The 22,373-nt window shown below is 46.5% G+C and carries 19 protein-coding genes; 3 read left to right on the top strand and 16 right to left on the bottom strand.

Going from position 1 to position 22,373, the window contains the following annotated elements; genetic code table 11:
• From ACFQ2O_RS00005 to ACFQ2O_RS00025, 5 genes are all read right to left on the bottom strand, one after another.
• Nucleotides 1–306, bottom strand: a 306-nt coding sequence (locus tag ACFQ2O_RS00005) for a hypothetical protein (protein ID WP_377521882.1), incomplete at its 3' end; no start/stop codon positions are given.
• Between the two features lie 989 nt (nt 307–1,295).
• Nucleotides 1,296–1,928 (bottom strand): thioredoxin family protein, encoded by a 633-nt coding sequence (locus ACFQ2O_RS00010; RefSeq protein WP_377521884.1) that lies wholly within the window; start codon nt 1,926–1,928, stop codon nt 1,296–1,298.
• Between the two features lie 98 nt (nt 1,929–2,026).
• Nucleotides 2,027–2,524: a TlpA disulfide reductase family protein gene (locus ACFQ2O_RS00015; protein ID WP_377521885.1), complete on the bottom strand. Its 498-nt coding sequence runs from the start codon at nt 2,522–2,524 to the stop codon at nt 2,027–2,029.
• Between the two features lie 139 nt (nt 2,525–2,663).
• Entirely contained in the window at nt 2,664–3,947 is a 1,284-nt protein-coding gene (locus tag ACFQ2O_RS00020) for a PepSY-associated TM helix domain-containing protein (protein ID WP_377521887.1), read from the bottom strand.
• A 93-nt stretch (nt 3,948–4,040) separates the two neighbouring features.
• Nucleotides 4,041–6,479 (bottom strand): TonB-dependent siderophore receptor, encoded by a 2,439-nt coding sequence (locus tag ACFQ2O_RS00025; RefSeq protein ID WP_377521888.1) that lies wholly within the window; start codon nt 6,477–6,479, stop codon nt 4,041–4,043.
• 334 nt (nt 6,480–6,813) lie between these two features.
• On the opposite strand from ACFQ2O_RS00025, the gene ACFQ2O_RS00030 reads away from it, so the two are divergent.
• Entirely contained in the window at nt 6,814–7,371 is a 558-nt protein-coding gene (locus tag ACFQ2O_RS00030) for a type 1 glutamine amidotransferase domain-containing protein (protein ID WP_377521889.1), read from the top strand.
• 76 nt (nt 7,372–7,447) lie between these two features.
• Here the strand turns inward: ACFQ2O_RS00030 and ACFQ2O_RS00035 are convergent, their stop codons facing one another.
• The 3 genes from ACFQ2O_RS00035 to ACFQ2O_RS00045 all read right to left on the bottom strand — a co-directional run bounded on the left by ACFQ2O_RS00035 (nt 7,448) and on the right by ACFQ2O_RS00045 (nt 9,632).
• Complete coding sequence (locus ACFQ2O_RS00035) at nt 7,448–7,996, bottom strand: DUF6992 family protein (RefSeq protein ID WP_377521890.1); 549 nt, start codon at nt 7,994–7,996, stop codon at nt 7,448–7,450.
• A 106-nt stretch (nt 7,997–8,102) separates the two neighbouring features.
• Nucleotides 8,103–8,840, bottom strand: a complete 738-nt coding sequence (locus tag ACFQ2O_RS00040; protein ID WP_377521891.1) for a YceI family protein — start codon at nt 8,838–8,840, stop codon at nt 8,103–8,105.
• Between the two features lie 165 nt (nt 8,841–9,005).
• A complete protein-coding gene (locus ACFQ2O_RS00045) occupies nt 9,006–9,632 on the bottom strand; it encodes a porin family protein (RefSeq protein ID WP_377521893.1) in 627 nt (208 codons plus the stop codon).
• Nucleotides 9,633–10,216: 584 nt separating this feature from the next.
• On the opposite strand from ACFQ2O_RS00045, the gene ACFQ2O_RS00050 reads away from it, so the two are divergent.
• Complete coding sequence (locus ACFQ2O_RS00050) at nt 10,217–11,119, top strand: histone deacetylase family protein (protein WP_377521895.1); 903 nt, start codon at nt 10,217–10,219, stop codon at nt 11,117–11,119.
• A 178-nt stretch (nt 11,120–11,297) separates the two neighbouring features.
• Here the strand turns inward: ACFQ2O_RS00050 and ACFQ2O_RS00055 are convergent, their stop codons facing one another.
• The 4 genes from ACFQ2O_RS00055 to ACFQ2O_RS00070 all read right to left on the bottom strand — a co-directional run bounded on the left by ACFQ2O_RS00055 (nt 11,298) and on the right by ACFQ2O_RS00070 (nt 14,643).
• The gene (locus tag ACFQ2O_RS00055) at nt 11,298–11,504 is read right to left on the bottom strand and encodes a hypothetical protein (RefSeq protein ID WP_377521897.1); all 207 of its coding nucleotides are present in this window, start codon (nt 11,502–11,504) and stop codon (nt 11,298–11,300) included.
• A 34-nt stretch (nt 11,505–11,538) separates the two neighbouring features.
• A complete protein-coding gene (locus ACFQ2O_RS00060) occupies nt 11,539–12,246 on the bottom strand; it encodes a methyltransferase domain-containing protein (protein ID WP_377521898.1) in 708 nt (235 codons plus the stop codon).
• Entirely contained in the window at nt 12,233–13,348 is a 1,116-nt protein-coding gene (locus ACFQ2O_RS00065; protein ID WP_377521899.1) for a type III polyketide synthase, read from the bottom strand. Before ACFQ2O_RS00065 ends, ACFQ2O_RS00060 begins: the two co-directional genes overlap by 14 nt.
• A gap of 179 nt (nt 13,349–13,527) precedes the next feature.
• Nucleotides 13,528–14,643: an NAD(P)/FAD-dependent oxidoreductase gene (locus ACFQ2O_RS00070; RefSeq protein WP_377521900.1), complete on the bottom strand. Its 1,116-nt coding sequence runs from the start codon at nt 14,641–14,643 to the stop codon at nt 13,528–13,530.
• A 168-nt stretch (nt 14,644–14,811) separates the two neighbouring features.
• On the opposite strand from ACFQ2O_RS00070, the gene ACFQ2O_RS00075 reads away from it, so the two are divergent.
• Entirely contained in the window at nt 14,812–15,192 is a 381-nt protein-coding gene (locus tag ACFQ2O_RS00075) for a T9SS type A sorting domain-containing protein (RefSeq protein WP_377521901.1), read from the top strand.
• An 81-nt stretch (nt 15,193–15,273) separates the two neighbouring features.
• On the opposite strand, the gene ACFQ2O_RS00080 is transcribed toward ACFQ2O_RS00075, so the two are convergent.
• From ACFQ2O_RS00080 to ACFQ2O_RS00095, 4 genes are all read right to left on the bottom strand, one after another.
• The gene (locus ACFQ2O_RS00080; RefSeq protein ID WP_377521903.1) at nt 15,274–15,615 is read right to left on the bottom strand and encodes a hypothetical protein; all 342 of its coding nucleotides are present in this window, start codon (nt 15,613–15,615) and stop codon (nt 15,274–15,276) included.
• A gap of 132 nt (nt 15,616–15,747) precedes the next feature.
• Complete coding sequence (locus ACFQ2O_RS00085) at nt 15,748–17,259, bottom strand: calcineurin-like phosphoesterase C-terminal domain-containing protein (RefSeq protein ID WP_377521906.1); 1,512 nt, start codon at nt 17,257–17,259, stop codon at nt 15,748–15,750.
• A 56-nt stretch (nt 17,260–17,315) separates the two neighbouring features.
• Nucleotides 17,316–18,755 carry a SusD/RagB family nutrient-binding outer membrane lipoprotein gene (locus tag ACFQ2O_RS00090; protein WP_377521907.1) on the bottom strand — a complete coding sequence of 480 codons (1,440 nt, stop codon included), beginning with the start codon at nt 18,753–18,755 and terminating at the stop codon, nt 17,316–17,318.
• A gap of 66 nt (nt 18,756–18,821) precedes the next feature.
• On the bottom strand, nt 18,822–22,316 hold the full coding sequence (locus ACFQ2O_RS00095; protein ID WP_377521909.1) for a SusC/RagA family TonB-linked outer membrane protein: 3,495 nt from the start codon (nt 22,314–22,316) through the stop codon (nt 18,822–18,824).
• Nucleotides 22,317–22,373 lie beyond the last annotated feature (57 nt).

Genomic DNA, 22,373 nt, shown 5'->3' on the forward strand with positions numbered 1-22,373 from the left:
TGAGCGCAGCACCAAATCAGCCGAAACCATGATACAGATTACCATGATACACATCATGCTTAAGAAATTATCCAAATGAAATTTAAACAGCCTCTGAGAAGTATTGCCGCCGCTTTCTTTTTTTTCTGAATAGGCAAAACCATCTTTTTCTAATTTGTAGAATGCACGAACTAAAAGTTTTTTCTCTACTTCAGGAAAAACAGGTCGTTTATAATCGCCAGCTCCAAATGCACTTTCATTCTTTAAGAATAGTAAAGCTTTGTCAAGAAAATCAACTGTTGTAATTTTTATCTTTTCTTCATACATATTTTCTATTGCAGCTAACGGTATTCGTGCAGCCGAAGCCCGAAGCGTAGCGAGGGTTAAAGCTGCACTTTGTTACCTGCTGTATATTTTAACGCTTTTAGAGTTATTATCAACCGATGCAATCCCAACAACCAAAGCCAAAGTTATTGAAAGGACAAACGTCAACATCATAAGAACAAATGTATTAAGCCCTGTACTCCATCTTTTATATTTGGGAGCATTCCATCGTGTTCCTAAAATTATGTTCCTGTTACTGGTTAGTAGAAAAAGCTGATTTAGAGTCCAGAATGCAACCAAAAAACAGAAGGGCATGAACAGCATAAATTGACGAATGTAATATCCTGCCAATCCAATAATTGCAGTAACTAAAAGTTGCTTACCGAAGAAATTTAAGTGGAATAATTTGTTGTACGGCTGCTTGCTAACTCGTTCATTAAATTTTCCTTGGATGAAATATAAGCAATATCCCATTCCCAAAATTACTGAAGGTATAACAAGTAACTGGTATGTTTCAAAACTATAATCCATAAGACTTTTATGATTTCTATTGCAGCTAACTACTGGATATGCGTAAACATACGGTTATTAGCACTATACACGAAAGTTTACTACTACTGTGCTGTACTTATTCAGTACACTCACCTAAATATAATCTATTTTGTAAGATCATCCGATACTTACAAACTTTAACTCTAAAGTATGGCAGGCAACTTTTAGCCATCCCTCCAAATAATGAGATAGGATGTTCTGTAAAGTCGGAAACGAGCAATATTATTCCAAAATACATATGCTGCACTTTTGCGACTTGCCCACAAGATCCTTTGAGGATGACAAAATAGATTAAATCAAATTTGTCTGAGTACTTACTTTACACTTTGCAGTCACAACTTTATACACATCAGCTTTTTATCCATCGTATAAACAATAAAGGCAGCCTCTTTGGCTGCCTTTATTGTTTATACTTTGGATGGTGGATTATAACCTAATGCTTATGCCGCTTTCCACTTGATAGTGCAGCCAATAGCTTTGGTGTTTGGCTGGCTCACCTGCTTTCCGGCTACTAGCTCGTTCAAGGCATCTTCGGCGTATTTTTTCTGTACCTGTGCCGCGTCTTTGTAGTTGTCGTCTATGGTGCCGATATAGGCTACTTTCAGGCTGCCGTCTTTCTGCTTCTGTACGACATACAGGTGCGGAGTGCGTGTAGCGCCGTAAGCTTTCGTGATTTCCTGCGTAGCATCATACACATAGGCAAACGGGAAACTCTTTTCTTTGGAACGTTCCTGCATCAGCTCATAAGAGTCTTTCGGCGATACCTTGGCATCATTCGGGTTAATAGCGATTACCGGGTAACCTTTAGGTGCATACTTCTTGTGCAGGTCTATCAGGCGGTCTTCGTAGGCAATGGCGTAAGGGCAGGAGTTGCAGGTAAAGGTTACGATAAACCCTTTGGCATCTTTGTAATCAGCCATCGATACCATTTTGCCATCTACGTTCTTTAGCTTAAAGTCGCGGGCAGTGTCACCTACCTGATAGCCGGTTTCAGAGGCTGGCACTGCTGAGAGCAGCACACTTACCAGCAGCAGGCAAGCCATGTACACGAAAGGCAATTTTGCTTTTTTCATAGGTATAAAGTTTAAGTATAAAATGATTAGTTTTAGTATCTGTTGATTTATAGCTTTTTCAGAGGCTGCTATGCCTAATTCAGTGAGTCGCGCTGTGGCTATTTATACTTTTCAATTAGTGCGTTCAGCTCTTCCTGTGTCATCTCTGCTTCCCGAAACTCATAGGTGCCCTGCTTGTTATTGTACACCATAGTGGCAGGTATGGCCCCTGACCATTTCGGTTCTATCTTATCAATCCAGGAATTGCCGTCTACCTCATCCAGCAGCATAACTCTAGATTTTAGGCCGCGCCGCTGTACAAAAGTTTTTACGCGGCTGTCTAAGTCCTCTACAGCATCCATACTTACTAATACCACCTTTACCGGCTGGCCTTTATACTTTTGGTTGGCAGCCTCAAAGTATGGCAGTTCCTTTATGCAGGGTTTGCACCAGGTGGCCCAGAAATTTACCACATATAAAGTGTCGTTTGGCTGCTGGCGTAGCTGCTGTAGTTCTTTATACTTGATAACCTCTACCTTTTGTGCCGAGGCAGTAACTGTTGTTAACAGCGCAAGGCCAAGGGCAGCCAGCAATAGGTTAAGTTTTCGTGTGTTCATAGTTAGGTAACGTTTGTAGTTGCAGTATACGTATTTTAAAGTATAAATATAAGAGGTATAGCTACTTAATAAAACAGCAGCCATAGTTTATAGATAAACTATGGCTGCTGTAAAACTGCAATCAAAGCGATTTGTTTATTTATCCTGCTACCTGTGCCGCAGTAGTGCGTGGCGCTTTTTTGCTTGGCTTCTTCTTACGAAGCTTATTGATCCAAATCAAGGTACCAGTAACTGGCAAACTGGTGGCAATTAAGCAAGCCAGGAAGTATAAAATCTTTGAGAAAGTGCCATATACATCGCCCAGGTGTAGCGGCTTGATCAGCGACACGATCTGCTCGTTTAGTGGTTTGTCTGCAAATATATCTACCTGTAGCGCCTGCCCGTTGTGCTGGTCTAGCTGTACTTTGTCTGATGCTGCCAGGGCAAAGAAACCTGCTTCGCTTTTTGTAATCACCACGGCTGTTGTATCATCACCAGGGATAGATACCCTTAAATTACCCTCATAAGGAAGTATAGTATTTGCTTTGGCTACAAAGTCAGCCAGCATTAAGTCCGTAGCGTCAGCAGCAGGCATAGAGCTCAGTGGCTTTTCACGGCGGCCCTTAAATACTTCTGCACCCATTACTTTGCTCAGGCCTTCACGGTACCAGTCAAAAGACCAGCAAAGGCCGGTAAGCGACATAATCAGCAGCAGCAGGAAAGAGTAAAAGCCAAACGTGTTGTGCAGGTCGTGATTGATGCGCTTCCAGTTGGCATCCGTCTTTACTTTTAAGCCCTGCTTCCAGTTCTTGATTTTCTTAGGCCACCACAGCACCAGGCCAGTAAGCACCAGAATAGTAAAGATGATGGTTGATATTCCCACGATCATCTTGCCTACACCACCCTCTATTAATAACCAGCGGTGCAGCTGCATTACAGTGCCGAAGAACTCTGTTGCCGGGCCTTCTGTTGTGCCAAGCACAGCTCCTGTGTAAGGATTAACCATGTAGGTGGTTGGCCTGCCGCCACCGCCGCCTGCTGGCCCATGGCCGCCTTTACTTTCTTTGCCGCCTCTGCCTTCCGGTTTTTTGGCTGCAGCAGTTTCAGCGCCTTTCCCTTCTCGCTCACCTTTGCCACCGCCTTCTTGCTTTTGGGCTACGCCCACACGGTAAGCCAGCGTTTTGTCCTGCGGAATCTCAAGTGATACCACATTACCTTTTAGCTCTTTCCCCAGTTTGTACACCAGTGCATCCGGAGACAGTGGTGTTGCATTAGCGGCGGCTTCTGCTTTATACTTATCTGGCTCCAGCGCTTCCTCAATGTCGGTGCGGAAAGTATAAACGGTGCCGCTCAGGCAAACAACGAACAGCACAAGACCACTAGCGATGCCCAACCACAGGTGCACATCGTTAAAGAACTTGCGGAAGGTATAGCTCTTTTTCATTTTGATGGGTTAGAAAGTAAAGGTTGTTTACTGCAAAAGCTGCCGACAGATAGTGTCGGCAGCTTTTGTGAATTGTTTCACTTTAATATATAGTTAGAATCTGTATGTAACTACACCAGAAACGTTTCGAGGTTGAATTCTGTCAATAAAGTTTGAGCGGTAAGCATCGTAACCAACTTCATCAAATATGTTGTTAAACAAGGCCCTCACTCCCCAGTGTTTCAGGAAATCGTAGCCAACCTGCGCATTCACGATGGTATATGCTTTGTTGTTCCACGGTGCAGTGTTAGGGTCTATGTTGTGGTACTGCACGCCTGGCTGTGTCCAGTCGTTGTAAGGGCGCTCTCCTAAATAGTATGCACCTGCACCGAAGTTAAGTCCTTTTAGTGCTCCGTTAAGTAGCGTATAGCTTGCGTAAGCGTTAAATGTATGCTTCGGTGTGTTGTTTGGTGCAGAGCCAGGCACAAAGGTAGTGTGCTCTTTATACTCTGCATCAATGTACGCATAACCCATTACTACTTCCAGGTTCTCCAGCACACGGCCGGTAAGTTCTACTTCTACACCTTTGCGTTCATCGTTACCGCCTTTTATGTAGTAGCCTGTTGGTAATACAGTGCCGTTCTCATCAACCATGAACGCCTGCAGGTTCATGTCTTTGTTGTTGATCTTGTACAAAGTCAGGTTAAAGCGCAGGCGGTCGTTTAACCACTCCGATTTAATGCCTGCTTCAAACTGATCGATACGCTCAGCGCCAAGCGGGTTTCCTTCTGCATCTACTACAGAGGCAGAGCGAGGATTGGTGCTGTTTGTGTAAGATCCGAAGATATTGATACCATCTTTAACCGTGAACATCACACCTGCCAGAGGGTTCCAAAACTCAGAAGTAGCACTGGTTTCGCCGGCATTTTTCGTTTTGTTTGTGCTGTAGCGAACGCCGCCGTATACTCTTGCCCAGTTAGTAAGCTGGATTACATCCTGGAAAGTAGCTCCAAAGCGATAGTCGTAAGATTGCGTGCCTCCTGTGCGCTCAAAGGCCGGGATGTTTTCAGGTAGCACATTCGATACTGTGCTTGGATCCAGCACGTTGATCTGGTCAATAGCGATAGAGTTGAATGTAGGCATGAACAGGTCAATGTAGCGATAATCGGCACCTACCTGGAAAGTATGGTTAATACCGCCTGTTTTTACCTTGCGGCCAACCAGGTCGAACTGCAAAACAGTGCTGTTGTCTTCGCGGGTTGAGTTATGAGAGATAGAGCGCCTGTACCAGTTTACCTGGTCTGTATTTATACCTTTTGCCGGATCAGCCTTTAGTGCCGATAAGCCAGATCTGATGCCGTCAGCGTCGTAGTTAGAGTTGAAGAAAGCAGCACGTAAGTATAAGTTGTTGGTAAGGTCATACTTATAACGGGCAGCATAAGTAGTGTGCTTTACGTCTGTTTTGTCTGACTCAAAACCTAAGAATCTTTCAGAAGGTAAATCGTAAATCAGGTTTTCTTTGTTGCCTACTGATAAGTTTACAGTTCCTGCATCAAAGCCCTGCTCTTCTTTAAAGTAATCCATCTCTAACGTAAGAGTGCTTCTGGCGTTTGGTCTCCACTCTACAGACGGGTTAATATAGAATGACTCGTTGTCCATGTGGTCACGGAATTTGCCACCGTTTTCGTAGGCACCGTTTAGGCGAACTGCAAACTTGTTGTCTTTATCTACTACACGCTGTATATCAAACGTAGGGCGAATTAATCCCCAGCTGCCTGCGCGCAACGATACGCTACCGGCGTTTTCGAACTTAGGCGTTTTAGTAACAATATTTACCAGGCCACCCGGTCCGCCTAGGTCTGTGGCGGCACCCATTGTAATAGCGCTGGCACCTTTTAGTACCTGCACACTTTCCACACCCTGCATATCGGTCGAGAAGCCGGAGCCACGGAAGTCTGTCATTACGCGCACACCATTTTTAAGTGTAGGTATACCACGGAAGCCCCGAGAAGAAATACTCTCGCGCACACCACCATAAGTTGCATAAGTATAAACACCTGGCACGTTGCGCACACCTTCAATTACAGTAAGTGCTCCCTGCTGCTCAATTAGTTTCTCAGAGATCACAGATATACTCTGGATCTGCTCGCTTGGCTTTAGAGGCAGACGGGTAATGGCATCCAGCTTCTCCGGCTGCTTGTCTCTTATTCCGAACACCTCTACCTGAGTTACCTCGTTGGATTTGGTCTTCAGGTTAAAGCCGATAGTTTCAGTTTCGCCTTTATCAAGTTCAACTTTCTCTATGAAGCTGTTAAACCCAAGCATCATAGCTCTCACCTGGTAAGTGCCTGCTGGCAAGTGGATAATCTTGAAATAACCATTCTCATCGGTAACAGTGCCAAAAGAAGTGTTTTCCACTACAATGCTGGCTGCAGCCAATGGCTGACCGTTTTCCTGAAGCACCCTTCCTTGAATAGCGGAGCTTCTGTGCTGTGCCCACGCAAGCTGCGTAAAAAGTATACACAAGCAGATCAGGGTAAATTTTTTAAACATGCCTTATAGATTATAGATGATGTATATGGTTTCTTCTGGGTAGGTGTGGTAGCTAGAGCTTATATCTCCCTTTCCAGATTTAGAGTTATTTAGACTAATTCTAAGTGATGCAAACTTACATACTTACTTAGACTAGTTCCAAATAATGAACATTTAAATTGATGGGCTGATAGATAAAATCACTAATAGTAGCTAGTGCTAGTGAGAGCCGATTCTAGTGCGCCCTTGTGAGGAAGTGACAACCGAGAGGGAAAAGTTGTGACGTTAACAATTAAGGCGCAGGCGCGTTATGTATATAACGACACAATGTTTAACCATAAAAACAAACTTAGTAATGGCTAATAAATTAGAAGGAAAGAAAATAGCGATTTTAGTAGAAGAAGGATTTGAGCAGGTAGAGCTTACAAAGCCGCTGCAGGCGCTGAAAGACGAAGGAGCCGAAGCGCATATTATCTCTCCAAACAAGAACAGTGAGATCAAGGCCTGGAACCACACAGACTGGGGCGATAAGTTTAAAGTTGACAAGAAGCTGAGCGATGTAAGCGCTGACGATTATAATGGATTACTTTTGCCAGGTGGCGTTATGAACCCCGATAACCTGCGCACCAACCAGGATGCCGTTTCTTTTGTAAACAAGTTTATGGAAAGCGGTAAGCCTGTGGCTGCTATTTGCCACGCCCCCTGGACGCTGATAGAGACAGGTAAGGTGAAAGGCAAGAAAATGACCAGCTACCATACCCTGAAAACAGACCTCATAAATGCCGGTGCTGATTGGGTAGACCAGGAAGTGGTGGTAGACCAAGGCCTTGTTACCAGCCGCAACCCAGACGATATTCCTGCTTTTAATAAAAAGATGATAGAGGAGTTTGCTGAAGGCAAGCACGACCGCTAAGCTTACTTAATATATAAAAGCGAAAGCCATACCTTATACTCAAGGTATGGCTTTCGCTTTTTGCGGTAAGTATAAATTATAGGTTCGGTATCAGCCTAAACAGCTGGCCTGCTCCTGACTCCAGCAGTATAACCAGCACCAGGTCTAGCAGAAACAGGAATACTCCCTGTAATACAATAGACTGGCCCCAGCCCAGGGGCTTCTCATACTTCGGCGTGTTGCGCGATCGCTCTTTCAGGTATACACCCAGGATAATATAGGCTACATCTAACCCCACATTCAGGTACAATACTTTTTTATACCAGCTGTGGAGCTCTACACTTGTGGCCAGGGTTAGTGTTGCCTGGTCTTTGGAGATGATGCTATATAATGCTACCGTCGCTATAATAAGGTTTACGATGTTCCAGTACAGGTTCATCTGGTAAAAGTATTTCCGGTTGCGGGTAGCCTTTGTCAGCTTAAAGCTGCTTAAGAGTATATTTAAAACGGCCCAGCCGCCTAAAAGCAGCATGCCTACTTGCAGCGTGTTTGCCTGCTGCTGATTAAACGGGCTAAGTGCCGTAGTTTGGGCACTTGCTGTAAAACTTAACAGGAACAGGGGCAACAGGCATAAATATTTTATCATAGGTAAGAGGGCATGTTTAGGAGTATCAACGAGCAGAAAGGCGCTTTAGCATAAAAAAATACGCTTTTGCTGTTATGTATAATTATAGAATAACGGGTAAAGGTACCTAAGATTCTGGTGTAGTGGGCTTTTGCGGCTTTGCTACTATGTCTAAACCAATGTTAACTTCCGGGTGTATCGTCTGGTCACCTAAGGATTGGTCGGAGCGGTAGATTAACCCCCATTTAGTCCGGTCGATGTTAAAGTTAGCCTTGGCACGTACCAGGCTATCCTGCATCGTTACGCGTGCCGGAAAAGCGATGCTCTTGGTTTGCCCTTTTATGGTGAGGTTGCCGGTAAGGCGGTGCGTAGGGTTATTAATGCGCAGCTCACTGTAAGTTACCTTTGTCTTTTGCTTTGCTTTTTCGCTAAGGCTGTCGTACGGGGCTATGCCAGTTAACTCAAACTCTGCGGTTGGAAAACGTTCAGAGTCAAAAAAGTCGGCAGACCGTAAATGCGTTGTCAGTTTCTTGTTGCTTTCAGCATCTATGGTTTTATCAGAAGCGCGGGTAGTAGTCATGTCTATAACAAAATGGCCGCCGGTTAGTAGGTCGTCCGTCATGTATAGCTCGCCGTGCTGCAGATCAAACACGCCGTTGTGGCGGCCGGTCATCTTGGCCCCAATCCAGGTTATCTCGCTCTTTGCCGTATCTATAGCAAAAGTAACAGCCGGAGTTGGCTGCTCTTTTTTTACAATGGCATCGCTTATAACAGCCTCATCGGTTTTAACAGTGGTGTCGCAGGCGCTGAGGGTAAAAAGCAGCAGGGCCAGCTGCAAAAGCAGGTTACGGTGATGCTTAGCCATAGGATAGTGGTTTGATATAGCAGCCACAGTACCGCAGCTGTGCCTACTGGTACGCTATAAACACGCAAAACGATATGGTATATGCGTAGAAATGCAGCAGAACAGGGAGTTGCTGTGTTGCCTGCACCTTGCGCTGCTGCGTTTTGTTTGCGTTGATCCAAGCTACTAGAATCCAATACCAAGGTATACTTGTATCACACCGGTTTTAACATTTTGGTCGATGCTGTTGCCTGCATCATCTTCTTTGCGCAGGTCGGCAAACCCATGCACATAACGTGCGCCTAGCCTAAACCGCTCCAGAAACTTACCTTCCAGGCCTGCTGCAAAGCCATAGTCAAACGTGTTGTATGGCTCCAGGTTCACTTCCTGATCTTCCTGCTTTGTCGACATCATAATGCCTACCTGTGGGCCAAGGTGCGCGCTGAAGTTATCAGATATGTTGAATACAGCTAGTATGGGCAACTCCAGGTAATCGAAACGGAAGACAGAATCCTGGCGCTCAAAGCCTCTGCGTGTATATAGCAGCTCTGGCTGAACAGAGAATACCTCACTTACTCCAAACTGCGCAAATATACCGGCATGGAAGGAGGTTAGATTATCAGTAGAGCCATACCTGTCGGCATCGCTACCATGTACGTTCGCAAAATTAACGCCGCCTTTTATACCTAAGCCTGAGTTAGGAGACCGGCTAAACAGGTTATGATTCCGGGTGATAGGGTTAGGTCCTTCTATCTGTGCATAACTAGTTAGCGAGCATAGTATAAAGAGTGCGAGTATCAGTTGTTTTTTCATAGTGTATGTCTTTAGCTTGTGCTTCTCCATGTTCGAGAATATGTACTTATGTTTATACTTGCCTTAACTGGTGCGGGTTATCTGTTTTGCACTGCTTTAGATAAACTGGGGACATCAGGTAGACATATAAGTAGCTTTATACTTCCTTTTCCGAGCGCATTTATCTATAAAACCCTTAGGTGATGTAGGAAATACATAGATTGCCAGAAGGTTAATAATATGATTTAATTAATATGTTATAATGTGCGTAAAGTCTGTTTACGGGCAGGTTTTAGTCATTGGCTAAATGTTTATTCCATGTTAGCTTTACTTGAATATTAAACTTTTTAGGCTTTGTTAACAGTGAATTAACAGCAAATAGTGGATAAGATTGTTGAATCAACATAGTTATCCACATTTATGTGAATAAATAAGGCGTAAAACTACAAGTGCTGCCCACTTTTTTTAAAAGTTTCAGAACTTATCAACGAGGCCAAAAAACTAAATTTAAATTGTACTGATTTATGAATGGTAGTAGTGGTGAGTGCCGCCTTGGTAGCCGCTATGTAAAACTTTGAATTATGTATTATTGTTAGCTTTGCAATATGCTGAAGATAGCCTGGTCTGAGATTTTTGCCCACAGCCTGCCGGAGAATCACCGTTTCCCGATGGCTAAGTATGATTTGCTGCCTGAGCAATTATTATATGAAGGTACCATCACAAAAGATAATCTGTTTGCACCCGAGCCGCTGGCCGAGCAGTTTATACTTGATACCCACCATCCCGAATATTGGCACCGCCTGCGTAACCTGCAGCTAACTGCCTCAGAAATTCGCAAGACAGGTTTTCCGCTTTCCGAGCAGTTGGTGCAGCGCGAAGTGGTGATCATGAACGGTACGGTGCAGGCGGCACTGTTTGCGCTGGAGTATGGCATCGGGATGAACATAGCCGGAGGAACGCACCATGCCTTCACAAACCGTGGCGAGGGTTTTTGCCTGCTCAACGACATTGCCATTGCCGCAAATTACCTGCTTAAGTATAAGGCTATCCGAAAGGTGCTGGTGGTTGATTTAGATGTGCACCAGGGGAACGGTACAGCTCAAATCTTTGAGCATGAGCCACGCGTGTTTACGTTTAGCATGCATTGCGGCCACAATTATCCTTTCCATAAAGAGCGTTCTGATTTAGATGTGCCTTTAGCCGAGGGAACAGACGATAAGGCTTACCTACAGCTTCTGAAGCATCATCTGCCGCGCCTGCTAGAGGAAGTGCAGCCAGAGTTTGTGTTCTTTCAGTCTGGGGTGGATGTGTTGGCTACCGATAAGCTAGGCAAGTTGGGTATGACCATTGACGGCTGCAAGCAACGCGACCGCTATGTGTTGGAGCTTTGCCAGCAGCACAACCTGCCGGTAGCCGTAAGTATGGGAGGTGGCTACTCTAAACAGATCGCCCACATTGTAGAGGCACATGCCAATACGTTCAGGCTGGCACAGCAGCTGTTTTTTTGAGGCAGAAGGCTTGAAGGTCAATGTTGGCAAGCGGCTATACTTGCACAAGTCGTAAAGAAGTATAAAAGCCTGCTATAAAGTAATCTTCAGGGAAGAAGTTGAAGAATTTATACTTGCTGATGCAAGTCCAAATCCATTTCAGCACTTGCAGCTGTTAATACTATAATCTGTGGCAGGCTTAATCTCGCCTTTTGAGCTTATCGTTCTCATCTTTCTTGGTAGGAATCAGCATCCGAAGCGCAAAAAACACAATCGGAGCCAGGGCAAGCACCAGTATAGCCATCAGAATTATCTTCAGCGCTTTGACAAACACCGAAATCAGGATAGCAGAGATAACGATAGACACCGCAAAGAGTACCCAGAAGTTAATAGACTGTTTGCTCATGTTTATTTTTCAGGCTTTAAGATGATCAGCCAAGTTAAGATTTTTGAAGTAATAGTTGCCATCTAAAAGCCCACATCCATTTAAGCTTATAAGTGGTGACTCCTGCTTTTTGCACCAGCCGCTCCAGGTCGTGGCGTTTAAAAGCCCGCCAAACCGAAAGCGGTCCATCGTTCTGCACCATCGGTGATTTTGAGAACACAGCCGTCAGGTATTTGATAGAATAATAGGCGAGCCAGTGGCGGTGCAGATCGTTGATGATTACAGCCATTTGCGCCTGCTGGTGTAGCTGCCGAAACATCTGTATCAGTTGCTCATCAGTAAAATGGTGGCAAAACAAGCTGCACACCACTACATCATACTTTTCCTGCGCAAACGCTTCAGAAAAAACGTCGTGCTGCTCTACCTGTATTTCCGGAAAATCGCTGCAATGGCGGCGGGCATACTGCACAATAAATTCGTTTGCATCTACGCCTATCAGCTCAACGTTAACCCCTTTGCGGCGGGCCCAACGGGCAATGTTCTTCAGCGTATCGCCGCCGCCGCAGCCTATATCGGCAATGCGCAGGAGCTGCGGCTTATGCTTTGCTACCAGCTCATCCAAGGCACTGAGTACTACTTTGTGCCCGCCCAGCCAGTTGTTGATCACCTCCAGCTCATTTAGCGTCTGGCTCATCTCTTCTGAGGAGATGGTCAGGTCATCCATTATTTCTGCTTCGTAAGAGCGGTGTTTAAGCGTTCGCATAGTGTACTTTCAATAGCATAGATTCTAGGGTAAGGCCAGGGCCAAAGGCAAAGCTCAGGATTGGCTCGTCTTGCTGCTGCGGTGTCAGCGTTTTCATAAGGGCTTTCAGCACAAACAGCACTGTGGCCGACGACATATTGCCGAATTCTTTTAGCACCTCATACGCAAAGCGGTTATCATCGCGGGTCATACCTAACTCCTTTTCGATTACTTCCAGAATGCGGCGGCCTCCGGGGTGTATGGCAAAAAGATCTATCTCTGAAACCTTCATTTTAAGACCCTCCAGCAGGCGGTCAGTGAGCTGCTTTATACCATTCTGAATCAGCTCGGGCACGTAAGACGAAAGCGTCATTTCAAAGCCAGTGTCGCCGATGTGCCAGGCCATTTCACTTTTGCCGTCAGGAGCCAGGTCGCAGTGGAAGGAAGTTAGCTCAAGGCTTACGTCTGCGCTTGGCTTCCCCTGTACCAACACTGCCGCAGAGCCATCACCAAACAACGCATTCGATACCAGGTGGTCCTGCTCTGTGTTCTTCTGGAAATGAATAGTGCAGATTTCTGTACAAACCACCATCACTTTGGCATCTTGGTCGGCTTTGCAAATAGCATCGGCCAGTTTGAGCGCATTAAAGGCGGCATAGCAGCCCATAAAGTTAACAGAGGTGCGCTGTACAGTAGTTGGTAGGCCCAGGCGCTCTACCAGTTCTATATCTAAGCCCGGCGCATACATGCCCGTGCAGCTAACGGTAATCAGGTGCGTGATGTCAGGGATGTTTGTATGCGTAGCTTGCTCCAGGCACTCGCGTATGGCTTGCTCTGATAGCGTAACGGCATGCTCACGGTATACGCCCATGCGCTGTTGCACAGTAGGGAATGGCTCCAGAGTTGGGGTGTTCGGGTAAAAAGTGAAGTCGCCATTATCGCGGGTATAGTCTTCGAGCACGCTATAGCGCTGGCCTATGCCCGTTACGCGGTATAGGGCCTGTAATTTACGGGATTCCCGCTCATCAAACTGTAGTATGTTAGACATGAAGTCTGCTACCTGCATTTGCGGTATCTTGTGGGGTGGGTTTGCTGTGCCGATGGCGCAAATGTAGGTTTTCATAGAGTCGGGTTACGAAGTATATACGTGGGTGTTTTTAAAGTATAATGCATGATTTTGAGGTGCCGCAGAAACAATTGTGCGAGCCTCTAGCTATACTTGACTGGTACAGCGGTTGCAGCTATAACCAGTAAGTATGGCTTTAGTTACGCAAGCCGCCTGTTAATAGATTTGGGCAGGTTTTAAAATGGCTGGCCGTGGGTCTGGCGCATAATCAGTTTTACAGCTGCCGGAATATGTTTTAATCCGCCTACTGCCAACTCTGAGAGTATGGGGCTGCCAAACAGGTTTTGTACGGTACGGCCTACGCGCAGCCGGCTCTCAAACTGCTTTTGCCATGCTTTGGTATAGCCAGCTTCTAAGGCGGCGCGATTTTGACCATCAGCAAAATACTGGAGTACTTGCTCCGTCAGTATTTTGGCAGAGTGTATGGCAATGGCCATGCCGTTGCCACAAAGCGGCGTGATCATACCGGCTGCATCCCCGCACATAAGCAAGTGGTCTTCTACACAGGTTTTGGTAGCAAACGAGATCTCATTGATCACCTCTGGCTGCTCATACAGAAACTCGCCTGTCTCGAAAATGTGGCGCAGGTGCGGGTTGCGGTAAAGTACTTTTTGCTCCATGGCAGGTATAGAGCCGTGGGTTTTCAGGTTTTCGCGGGTGGTCAGGTAGCAAAGGCAGTAACTGTCGTTTTCGATGGCAGAAGTGCCGGCGTACCCGTTCTTGAAGTTGTGCAGTGCAATCAGGTCGCGCGGGAAATCATACTTTACGTGATACTTCACACCAATGTAGGGAGATCGGTTTTGGAAGAAGGTGCGGTTAAGCTGCCGATCCAGGTTGGAGCGCTTGCCGTAAGACCCTATCGCAATGCGTGCCTGTACAGTTTGGCCGCCGGATAGTTGAGCTGTGAAAATGTCATGCTCAAAATCGACTTCTCTTACTGTCTTCTCAAGTATAAATTGCGCGCCTGCCTGCTTAGCCAAGGTATATAAGTGATGATCTAAAGTATAGCGGCTCACGCCAAACCCACCCAGGTCCAATTCTGATTCCAGGCTTTTGCCAGTAGGAGAGGTGAGCTGCAAACGGTTTATATGTGCAGGTTTCAAGGAATTTATCTCTACTCCCAACTGGCGCAGGTAAGGCAGCACCTCGTTTGAAATGTACTCCCCGCATACTTTGTGAAACGGATAAGCTTTCTTTTCTACAAGCACTACCCGTAGCCCAGCCCTTGCTAAGCCCAGCGCATTAATCAGCCCTGCTAGTCCACCGCCAATAATTAGAATATCGTTTACCACAGCATATGTTATTAAATATTGTTTTTGTACAAATCCGATCTCACAATATTAGTGAATGGCCCTTTTTTAGTGGGTACAATACAAGAACAAAAAAAGGCTTGCATCGTTTTAATTAAGTGGAATGACTTTTGTCATGTTACTTACCTAAGACCTTGATAACTAGAATATATGAAACAAATTATACTTTCTGTTTTTACGTGCTTCTCCGTATTGTTGGTGCAGGCACAGGCCAAAGCTCCTGCACAGGTGCAAGTGGCGCAGCAAACAGAGCAAGAAAACCCGCTTGGCTTAAAGCAAGAAGAAGATGTGGCCATTTACCCAAACCCTAGCAATGGTGTTTTTACGATTTCCATAGCTAACCTTCAGGCTCAGAAAGTAGAGCTTCGCATATTGAACGTTATCGGGAACGAGATTCATCGCGAAACGTTAACCCGTACCCAACCTGTGCTGACCCGAACAATCAATTTGGATCGGTATGCCAAGGGTTTATACTATGTAAAGCTGGAGGCAGATGACTATAGTGCGGTGCGCAGAGTAGTGGTGAAATAAGCTAAACCTGTAACAGGTGCTTTACGGCAGCTTTTGCTTTGCAAGGGCTGCCGTTCTTTTTTGCTCTGGCTATACGTGCTGTTACTCACGCTCCGGAAGTATGGTTTTAGGAACGAATCCGGTGTAGGTCGTACTGTCTTGCTGAATGCGTGCCTTCGCGAACATGGCGTTTGCCGTGTCGAGGATATGAACTTGCTGAGCTGTATCGAAGTAGGCGACAGTGCTGGCCTTAAAGTCGGGGCGGCTGTACAGCTTGCTACTTATCAGCGGCTTTGTAGCATATAGCACATCTTTAGGCAATGGCATTAGCTGGCCCGTTTCGTTAGCGACAGTAGCTTTTTCCTTATCATGGTCGTCATCACTGCTGCCTGAGCAGGCGCTTAAACACAAGATGGCAAGTATAAAAGGTGCAGTTTTTTTCATGAGAAGGTGAGCAGTGCTTTGCTATGTATATGTTTTTGTGCCTATTAAGTTACAGGCGCAAGCCAAAACAAAAAGCGCAGGGCCTATTGCCCCGCGCTTTTATACTATAAGCCAGGTTGTGGTTTGGTAAAGTTAGCTCTGCTGGCTTAAATCAAGTTGGGTTGTGAAAACCTGCTTAAACCTATCAGTGGCCCTGATGGTAATTAATTTTGCGTTTGCGGATGGTTGGGCAAAGAACATGTGGTTTGTAAGCAGCGGCTCTACCCACTTGTGTTTAGCTGGTTTGGTAGCACCTGCATGCAACTCTACTGACAGCGGGTCCAGCGCAGTGATACGCTCCATGCTGCCCATATCTTTGCCGTCTTCCAGCCACTCTACTTTCCATTCCGGGTCCCAGTTCCATACATTGGCTGCAATGTGTTTTGGTTTCTCTGGAACTGAGCCTGCCGGATATGCCCGTACCTGGTGCTCTTTCGGAAGTCCGGTTGACTTATAGTACCAGCGCACCTCAGGGCCATCTACCTCATAAACGCCATAGCCATTCGGGGTTCCGTCGTAACAGATAGGGCCCGTCCACCAGGCGCCGCAAACAGTGCCGTGTACATGTTCAATTACATTATCACCCTCAAATATTTTCTCATTAAAGTGCGTGTGGCCCGACATAATATGCGCTTTGTAAGGCTTTAGGATGCGATAAAGCTCTTTGCGGTTTGATACCACGCCACCCATCGGTTCTTCTTTTTCTTTGTTGCGGAGGTGCTGGTGTGTGTATACGGGTATGTGTACGTTTACTACCACCGTGCTACCAGGCTTTACGTTTGCCAAATCCTGCTCCAACCACTCCAGTTGCCGCTCTGTCAGGTAACCAATGTACTTTTTGGCGGTACCTATAAAGAACACATCATCCAGCACCACATAATGGATGTCACCCCGGTTAAAAGAGTAGTAGGTAGGGCCAAATAACTCTTTGAACTTCTCGGCAGAGCCGTCGTCTGTGCGGGCATCCAGGTTCATGTCGTGGTTCCCGATTACCTGGTAAAATGGAATTCCCGCTGTAGCAACTGCTTGTTGGTAATCTTCAAATAACTCAAACTTATCCCATACCAGGTCGCCGCAGCCAATGCCATGAAAAAGGGTGTTGGCTGGGTAGCTGTTGACAAGTTGCTTCAGGTCCGGGGCAGTTTTGGTCTTTAGCTCCTCCGCGTCTGCTTCAGAAATAATCTGCGGGTCGGCCCATACTACAAAGTTGTGCTTTGTGTCGTCCTGTGCTAGTTTCTGCAAAGCAAAGTCAGCTTTAAAACGGTTACGGCTTGGCTTTATGCGTTGGTAAAAGCGTGCGATGCTGTTCTCGTTTGGCAGCTCGTATCCACGTGGAACAGAAAGGTAAACAAACTCGGCAGTAGCGTTGCTTTCCAATTCATACTTGCCGCTGGCATCCGTCAGCACTATGTTATATCCATCTGTTACGGCTACACCTGCTATACCCTTGCCGCCGTTGTGCACTTTGCCGGAGAGGCTTACAATAGAAAGGTCTTTTCCTTTGGCCGGCTTTGTTGGCTGCGCCTGCAGTAAGTTAGGCGAAAGCGTAAAGCCTACTCCTGCCAGGCCTAAAGACTTAAGAAAGGTTCTTCTTTTTTGGGACATGATAAGTAAAGTATAAAGTATTGGGTTGATGATAGGCGAGGGCCTGTGAATTCAGTTTATTTCTCCCACCATACTTTGGTGTTGATGTCGTCGCCGCCCATGTTGGAGACTGCCTTTTCGTAGTTCTCCTTATTATAGATCTGCACGATGTTTGGGTACTTAAAGCGCACCGGCGTTTGCTGGTTATTAACCATGGCAGAAGTTTTAGGCAGAACCGGGAAGCCTGTACGGCGGTATTCAAACCACTGCTGGTAATCGTTGAAGTACAGGGCATAGTATTTCTGTAGCATAATGCGCTCCAGGGTGCCATCGTAAGCAGCTTTAGGATTCTCAAAATAATCTGAAGTAAGCGTAGCTCCCCATTGTTCCACAGCGGCTTTCACACCAGCTTGGTAGTGCGCTTTTGCGTTTCCGCTGGTGTGGGCCAGCATAGCCAGTTCTGATTTAATAAACTCTACCTCCGCATAGCTCATGATCGCAGAGACCATTGGTGCCGTTACAAGCGCAACATTGTGGTTGGATGGGATAAAGTTGAACTGTGAGTCGCTTCCTGCATAAGCACTCGGAATACCCTTGTAGCCAATGGACGTCTTTCCGTCTTTGGACCTGGCCTGGATCATGAACTTCTCGCGGCGCGGGTCATTCAGCTCATTCAGGTTGTTAGTGAAAAACTCTGAAGTAGCACGGAACGTGGTAAAATCAATAGCACGGCCCCAAGGTGACACAAGTGGTGTAACACCTGTGATCTTAAGTATAGCTGCTTCCTGATTGCTGGTAAACACTGGGTGGGCAGAAGGATTGTTGATGATCTCCGCCATCTTTACAAAAGAGTTCATCTCAGGTCGCTTTGAGACGCGAAGCAGCATACGCAGGCGCAAGGAGTTACAGAATTTCCTCCAGTTGCCAATTTTGTTTCCATACAGAATGTCAGTTCCGTATATCATTGGCTTAGAAGCGTCAAAAAGAGTGTTCGCCTTCTCCAGGTCTGCCAGTATCTTAGTATAAACCTCTTTTTGGGTATTGAATGCCGGTTGAAGAATTTTTTCGTCTCCACGTGCGGCTTCATCCATAGGTACATCGCCAAAGCTGTCAGTCAGTAAAGAATAAACCCAAGCGTTAAGAGTAAGTGCAATAGCCTCGTAATTTTTATCCTGTGCTGCTACTGCCGTAGCTTCCATCTCCTTAAGGTTTTTGATCCAGCGGTAGTAATTATTCCAGGTAGAGTTTCCTGCGGTTTCGCTGATGTCGTAACGGTGCTCGCCACCTGTGGCGCTTGGGTAAGGCAGGCCCACCTGCATGATCTCGAACGTGAAAGCATCTGCACGGGAGGTGTTGAAGCTGGCCATCTCGTAAATGATGGGGTTGAGCAAAGTACCCGGACTAACCTTGTCGATCTTGTTGGGGTCAATATTGAGCTCCGCAAAATCATCGGTACAGGAAAAGCTGATGCAGCTGAGCGCTACAAGTAAAACCAGTAATTTTTTTATTGTTGTCATACAATTTAGCTTTTGATAAACCGCCACACATGTAAGCAGGCGATGTACCACGTTTCTCTGTATTGATTAGAATTTCAGTGTTACATTCATGCCATAGGTTCTGGGCGTAGGCAGCTGGCCCATTTCCACACCTGGCAAAGCAGTAGAGCCGTTAAGAGCGGCCGTCTCCGGATCAAAAATCGGGAAGTCGGTGATCATGGCCAGGTTGCGGCCATACACGGCTATACTTGCGCCTTGTATAAATTTGGTCTTGGCTAACAATTGCTGAGGCAGGTTAAACTCCAGGCGCGTTTCACGCAGCTTCAGGTAAGAAGCATCAAACGAGTTTGATTCCACGTTAGCACGGCGGTAGTAGTCGGCGTAGTAATTAGCAACATTCACCTTTGTTTCGTTAGGCGAGTACGTGCCGTCTGCGTTTGCTACCACGCCCGCACCTATTATATACCCCTCCTCGCGGCCTGCCAGCGTGTGCTTCAGCTTGCCCTGCTCGCTCATTTTGTGGTGTGTCTGGGAGTAGATGATACCGCCGTACTGGCCGTCTAGCAATATGCTGAAGCGGAGGTTTTTGTAAGATACTTCGTTGTGAAGGCCACCTTTCCAGTCGGCATAGGCATTGCCGATGTACTGGATCTCATCAGGGCGCTCTGGCAAACCATCCTTATTATAGATAATCTGCCCATCTGGGGTGCGTTTAAAGCCATACCCGTAGATGTCGCCGGTGGTGCCGCCAACCTTGGCAATAATAGTTGCATTGCCACCATACCCGATAACCTGACTACCGTCTAAGCCTTCCGCCAGGTCCAGCACTTCGTTTTGGTTTTTAGACCAGGTAACAGTAGTATTCCACTTTAGCTTAGGGAGGTCAACCAGCCTGCCGGTTAATGCCAACTCAACGCCCTGGTTTCTTACTTTGCCCGAATTAAGGAAAGCTTCTCTGTAGCCGGTGGTTTGATCAAGAGGAACAGCTACAATCTGGTTGCGGGTAATGTTGCGGTAGAAGTTAATATCCATGCCTATGCGCCCGCTGAAAAGCTTGTACTCCAGGCCTGCCTCGTAGTTCGTGGCCATCTCAGGTTTCAGGTCAGGGTTAAAGAGGGTGTAGTCAGCAGTGGCAGAGCCAGCAAACTCGCTAGGAATGTAATACTTGTTTGTCTGGTAAGGGTCACCACCGTTGCCTACATCTGCTACAGAAAGCCTGAGTTTAGCATAAGACACCGCTCTGGGTAGCCGGAACAGGTCCGAAAGTACAAAGCTGGTATTTACTGAAGGATAAAAGAAAGAGCTGTTCTTTACAGGGAGCTTGCTGGACCAGTCGTTACGTGCCGTTACGTCCACAAAAATCTTATCATCATAGGAGAAAGTCATTAAGCCGAACACACTATGCACCTCACTATTGCGCTCAATGGTGCGCATCATCGGGTTATTTATACCGTTCGATAACTTGTAAACTCCGGGCACTACCAAGCCGTCCACATACCCTTCGGTGCGCTTATAATGCTGGCTCATTATGTTGCCACCTAACATAGCACGCATATCAATTCTGCTGCTAAGCTTTTCTTTGTAAGTCAGCATGGCATCAGTATTTTGCTGCAGATCGAAAATTGTTTGCTCTTTGTAGTAGCCTTTCTGGAAGTTAGCAGTGCTGTAAGGGCGCTGCATGGTACGGTCCTCGTTGCTAAAGTCTATGCCGGAGCGCACCATTAGCTCAAACTTAGGCGAAACCTCATAGGTAGCAGAGAGGTTGCCAACGGTGCTGTAGTTGTCAACACTATTGGTCATTTCATAGGCAATCACATACGGGTTATCAATAAATGAGCTAAACGGGTGAAGCTGATCTACCTGGTATTGACCTTGTTTCCAGCGGGGTTCGTACCAAGCCAGGTCGATGCTGGGGTTCTGGAAGATCATGAAGTAAGCAACAGACTGGTTGTTGTAACCTGTGGCCGGAAGATTGTCGCTTTGTTTGTGCGCAAAATTCACCTTGGAGTTCAGGCGTAGTTTATCGGCCACTTTATAGTTCAGGCTAAGCGATGTGTTCAGGCGCTCAAAGCCTGTGTTTGGCATGATCCACTCATTTTTAGTATGTGTAATGGACGCACGCGCAGACCCTTTTTCATTGCCACCCTCAATGGCTATGTTGTTAGATACGGTGTGGCCTGTTCGCCAGAAGCCTTTGATGTTATCTTCATACGGTCTCCAAAGCCTCCGTTCCGGTGACTGTCCTTCCAGGGTTGGATCGTACTGATAGTATAGCTGGCCGTTGAACTTAGGGCCATATGCGCTACTTGTTCCGCCTGTGCTAGCGCCATCGTCAGAAGCACCATAAGAGTAGTATAACTCTCCGGCCTCGTTAAATTGCTTTCCTGTGCCTTGCCCATACTCGTACTGGTAGTCAGGCCACTTTAGTACATCATCAAAGCTGATGTTGGTGTTTACCGTTACACCCAGCCCCTTTTTGTTGCGCGAGCCGGACTTAGTGGTGATGATTAAGGCGCCATTAGCTGCCAGGTGCCCATAAAGCGCAGCTGCACTTGCTCCCTTCAACACCGTTATACTTTCAATGTCGTCCGGGTTGATGTTTGATATACCATTCCCAAAGTCTATCGGCACATCATTACCTGAGCCCGCGCCGTATGCGTTGCCTACACCAGATTCTGTCAAACCCGTGTTCATCGGAACACCGTCTAGCACTATCAAAGCCTGGTTCTTGCCTGGGTTCAGCGAGTTATCGCCTCTTAGTTTGATTGTAGTGGTGTTTACAGGGCCGGAGCCAGTTGAAATCAGGCTTAAGCCAGCTACTTTGCCAGATAAGGCACTGGCAAAGTTATTGGGCCGTGCCTCCATCAGCTGCTCTCCGCTTATTTTAGTAACAGCATAACCCAGCGCTTTCTCCTCACGCTCAATACCCAGGGCCGTTACCACCACCTCATTCAGCTTATTGGTATCTTCGCTAAGTATAATGTTCATCATGGCCTGATTACCAACTGCAACCTCTTTGCTTAAAAAGCCGATGTAACTTACTACCAGCACATCCTGCTCATTGCGGATTTTGAGGGTGTAATTGCCATCCATGTCGGTTACGGTGCCGGTAGTTGTGCCTTTGATAGCCACACTAGCGCCTGGTAAGGCAATTCCCTGGCTGTCTGTAATCTTACCTTTCACCGTTTTAGCTTCCTGCCTTGGTGCCTTCTGCGAGATGGCGATGGAGTTGCCGACCTGCCGATACTCCAGGTTCGTGTTGTGAAGTATAGCAGCCAGCACGTCTGACAGCTGCACGTTGCTACCGCTGTAGCTAACATTATAGAGCCCGTCAAGCTGTTGATCGTTATAGATAAACTTGTAGCTCGTCTTTTTCTCTATGTGGGCAAGCGCATCTTTCAAGGAGACGCTCTTAAACTGAAGTGTAATGGAAGTACCAAGGATGCTGCTGTTCTGAGGCTGGGCCAGCAGTGGCAGCTGCGTTCCCAACGATAGCAAAGCAGCAAGGCCAAGGCTGCGTAATCCTTTAAACCTGTGCAGGAGATTACATGTAAGCGCTACCGGGAGATAGACTTTTTTCATACTTTTAACTGATTTTGATGACGTAGAGGTTATTTAAAATCATTTTGAAAGCACGCA

It is taken from the genome of Pontibacter rugosus (assembly GCF_042678745.1).
GTDB lineage: Bacteria > Bacteroidota > Bacteroidia > Cytophagales > Hymenobacteraceae > Pontibacter > Pontibacter rugosus.

Bases quoted from the DNA above. Each gene is read 5' to 3' on its own strand.
- ACFQ2O_RS00010 (WP_377521884.1), bottom strand. From the start codon at position 1,928: ATGAAAAAAGCAAAATTGCCTTTCGTGTACATGGCTTGCCTGCTGCTG.
- ACFQ2O_RS00015 (WP_377521885.1), bottom strand. From the start codon at position 2,524: ATGAACACACGAAAACTTAACCTATTGCTGGCTGCCCTTGGCCTTGCG.
- ACFQ2O_RS00020 (WP_377521887.1), bottom strand. From the start codon at position 3,947: ATGAAAAAGAGCTATACCTTCCGCAAGTTCTTTAACGATGTGCACCTG.
- ACFQ2O_RS00025 (WP_377521888.1), bottom strand. From the start codon at position 6,479: ATGTTTAAAAAATTTACCCTGATCTGCTTGTGTATACTTTTTACGCAG.
- ACFQ2O_RS00030 (WP_377521889.1), top strand. From the start codon at position 6,814: ATGGCTAATAAATTAGAAGGAAAGAAAATAGCGATTTTAGTAGAAGAA.
- ACFQ2O_RS00035 (WP_377521890.1), bottom strand. From the start codon at position 7,996: ATGATAAAATATTTATGCCTGTTGCCCCTGTTCCTGTTAAGTTTTACA.
- ACFQ2O_RS00040 (WP_377521891.1), bottom strand. From the start codon at position 8,840: ATGGCTAAGCATCACCGTAACCTGCTTTTGCAGCTGGCCCTGCTGCTT.
- ACFQ2O_RS00045 (WP_377521893.1), bottom strand. From the start codon at position 9,632: ATGAAAAAACAACTGATACTCGCACTCTTTATACTATGCTCGCTAACT.
- ACFQ2O_RS00050 (WP_377521895.1), top strand. From the start codon at position 10,217: ATGCTGAAGATAGCCTGGTCTGAGATTTTTGCCCACAGCCTGCCGGAG.
- ACFQ2O_RS00055 (WP_377521897.1), bottom strand. From the start codon at position 11,504: ATGAGCAAACAGTCTATTAACTTCTGGGTACTCTTTGCGGTGTCTATC.
- ACFQ2O_RS00060 (WP_377521898.1), bottom strand. From the start codon at position 12,246: ATGCGAACGCTTAAACACCGCTCTTACGAAGCAGAAATAATGGATGAC.
- ACFQ2O_RS00065 (WP_377521899.1), bottom strand. From the start codon at position 13,348: ATGAAAACCTACATTTGCGCCATCGGCACAGCAAACCCACCCCACAAG.
- ACFQ2O_RS00075 (WP_377521901.1), top strand. From the start codon at position 14,812: ATGAAACAAATTATACTTTCTGTTTTTACGTGCTTCTCCGTATTGTTG.
- ACFQ2O_RS00080 (WP_377521903.1), bottom strand. From the start codon at position 15,615: ATGAAAAAAACTGCACCTTTTATACTTGCCATCTTGTGTTTAAGCGCC.
- ACFQ2O_RS00085 (WP_377521906.1), bottom strand. From the start codon at position 17,259: ATGTCCCAAAAAAGAAGAACCTTTCTTAAGTCTTTAGGCCTGGCAGGA.
- ACFQ2O_RS00090 (WP_377521907.1), bottom strand. From the start codon at position 18,755: ATGACAACAATAAAAAAATTACTGGTTTTACTTGTAGCGCTCAGCTGC.
- ACFQ2O_RS00095 (WP_377521909.1), bottom strand. From the start codon at position 22,316: ATGAAAAAAGTCTATCTCCCGGTAGCGCTTACATGTAATCTCCTGCAC.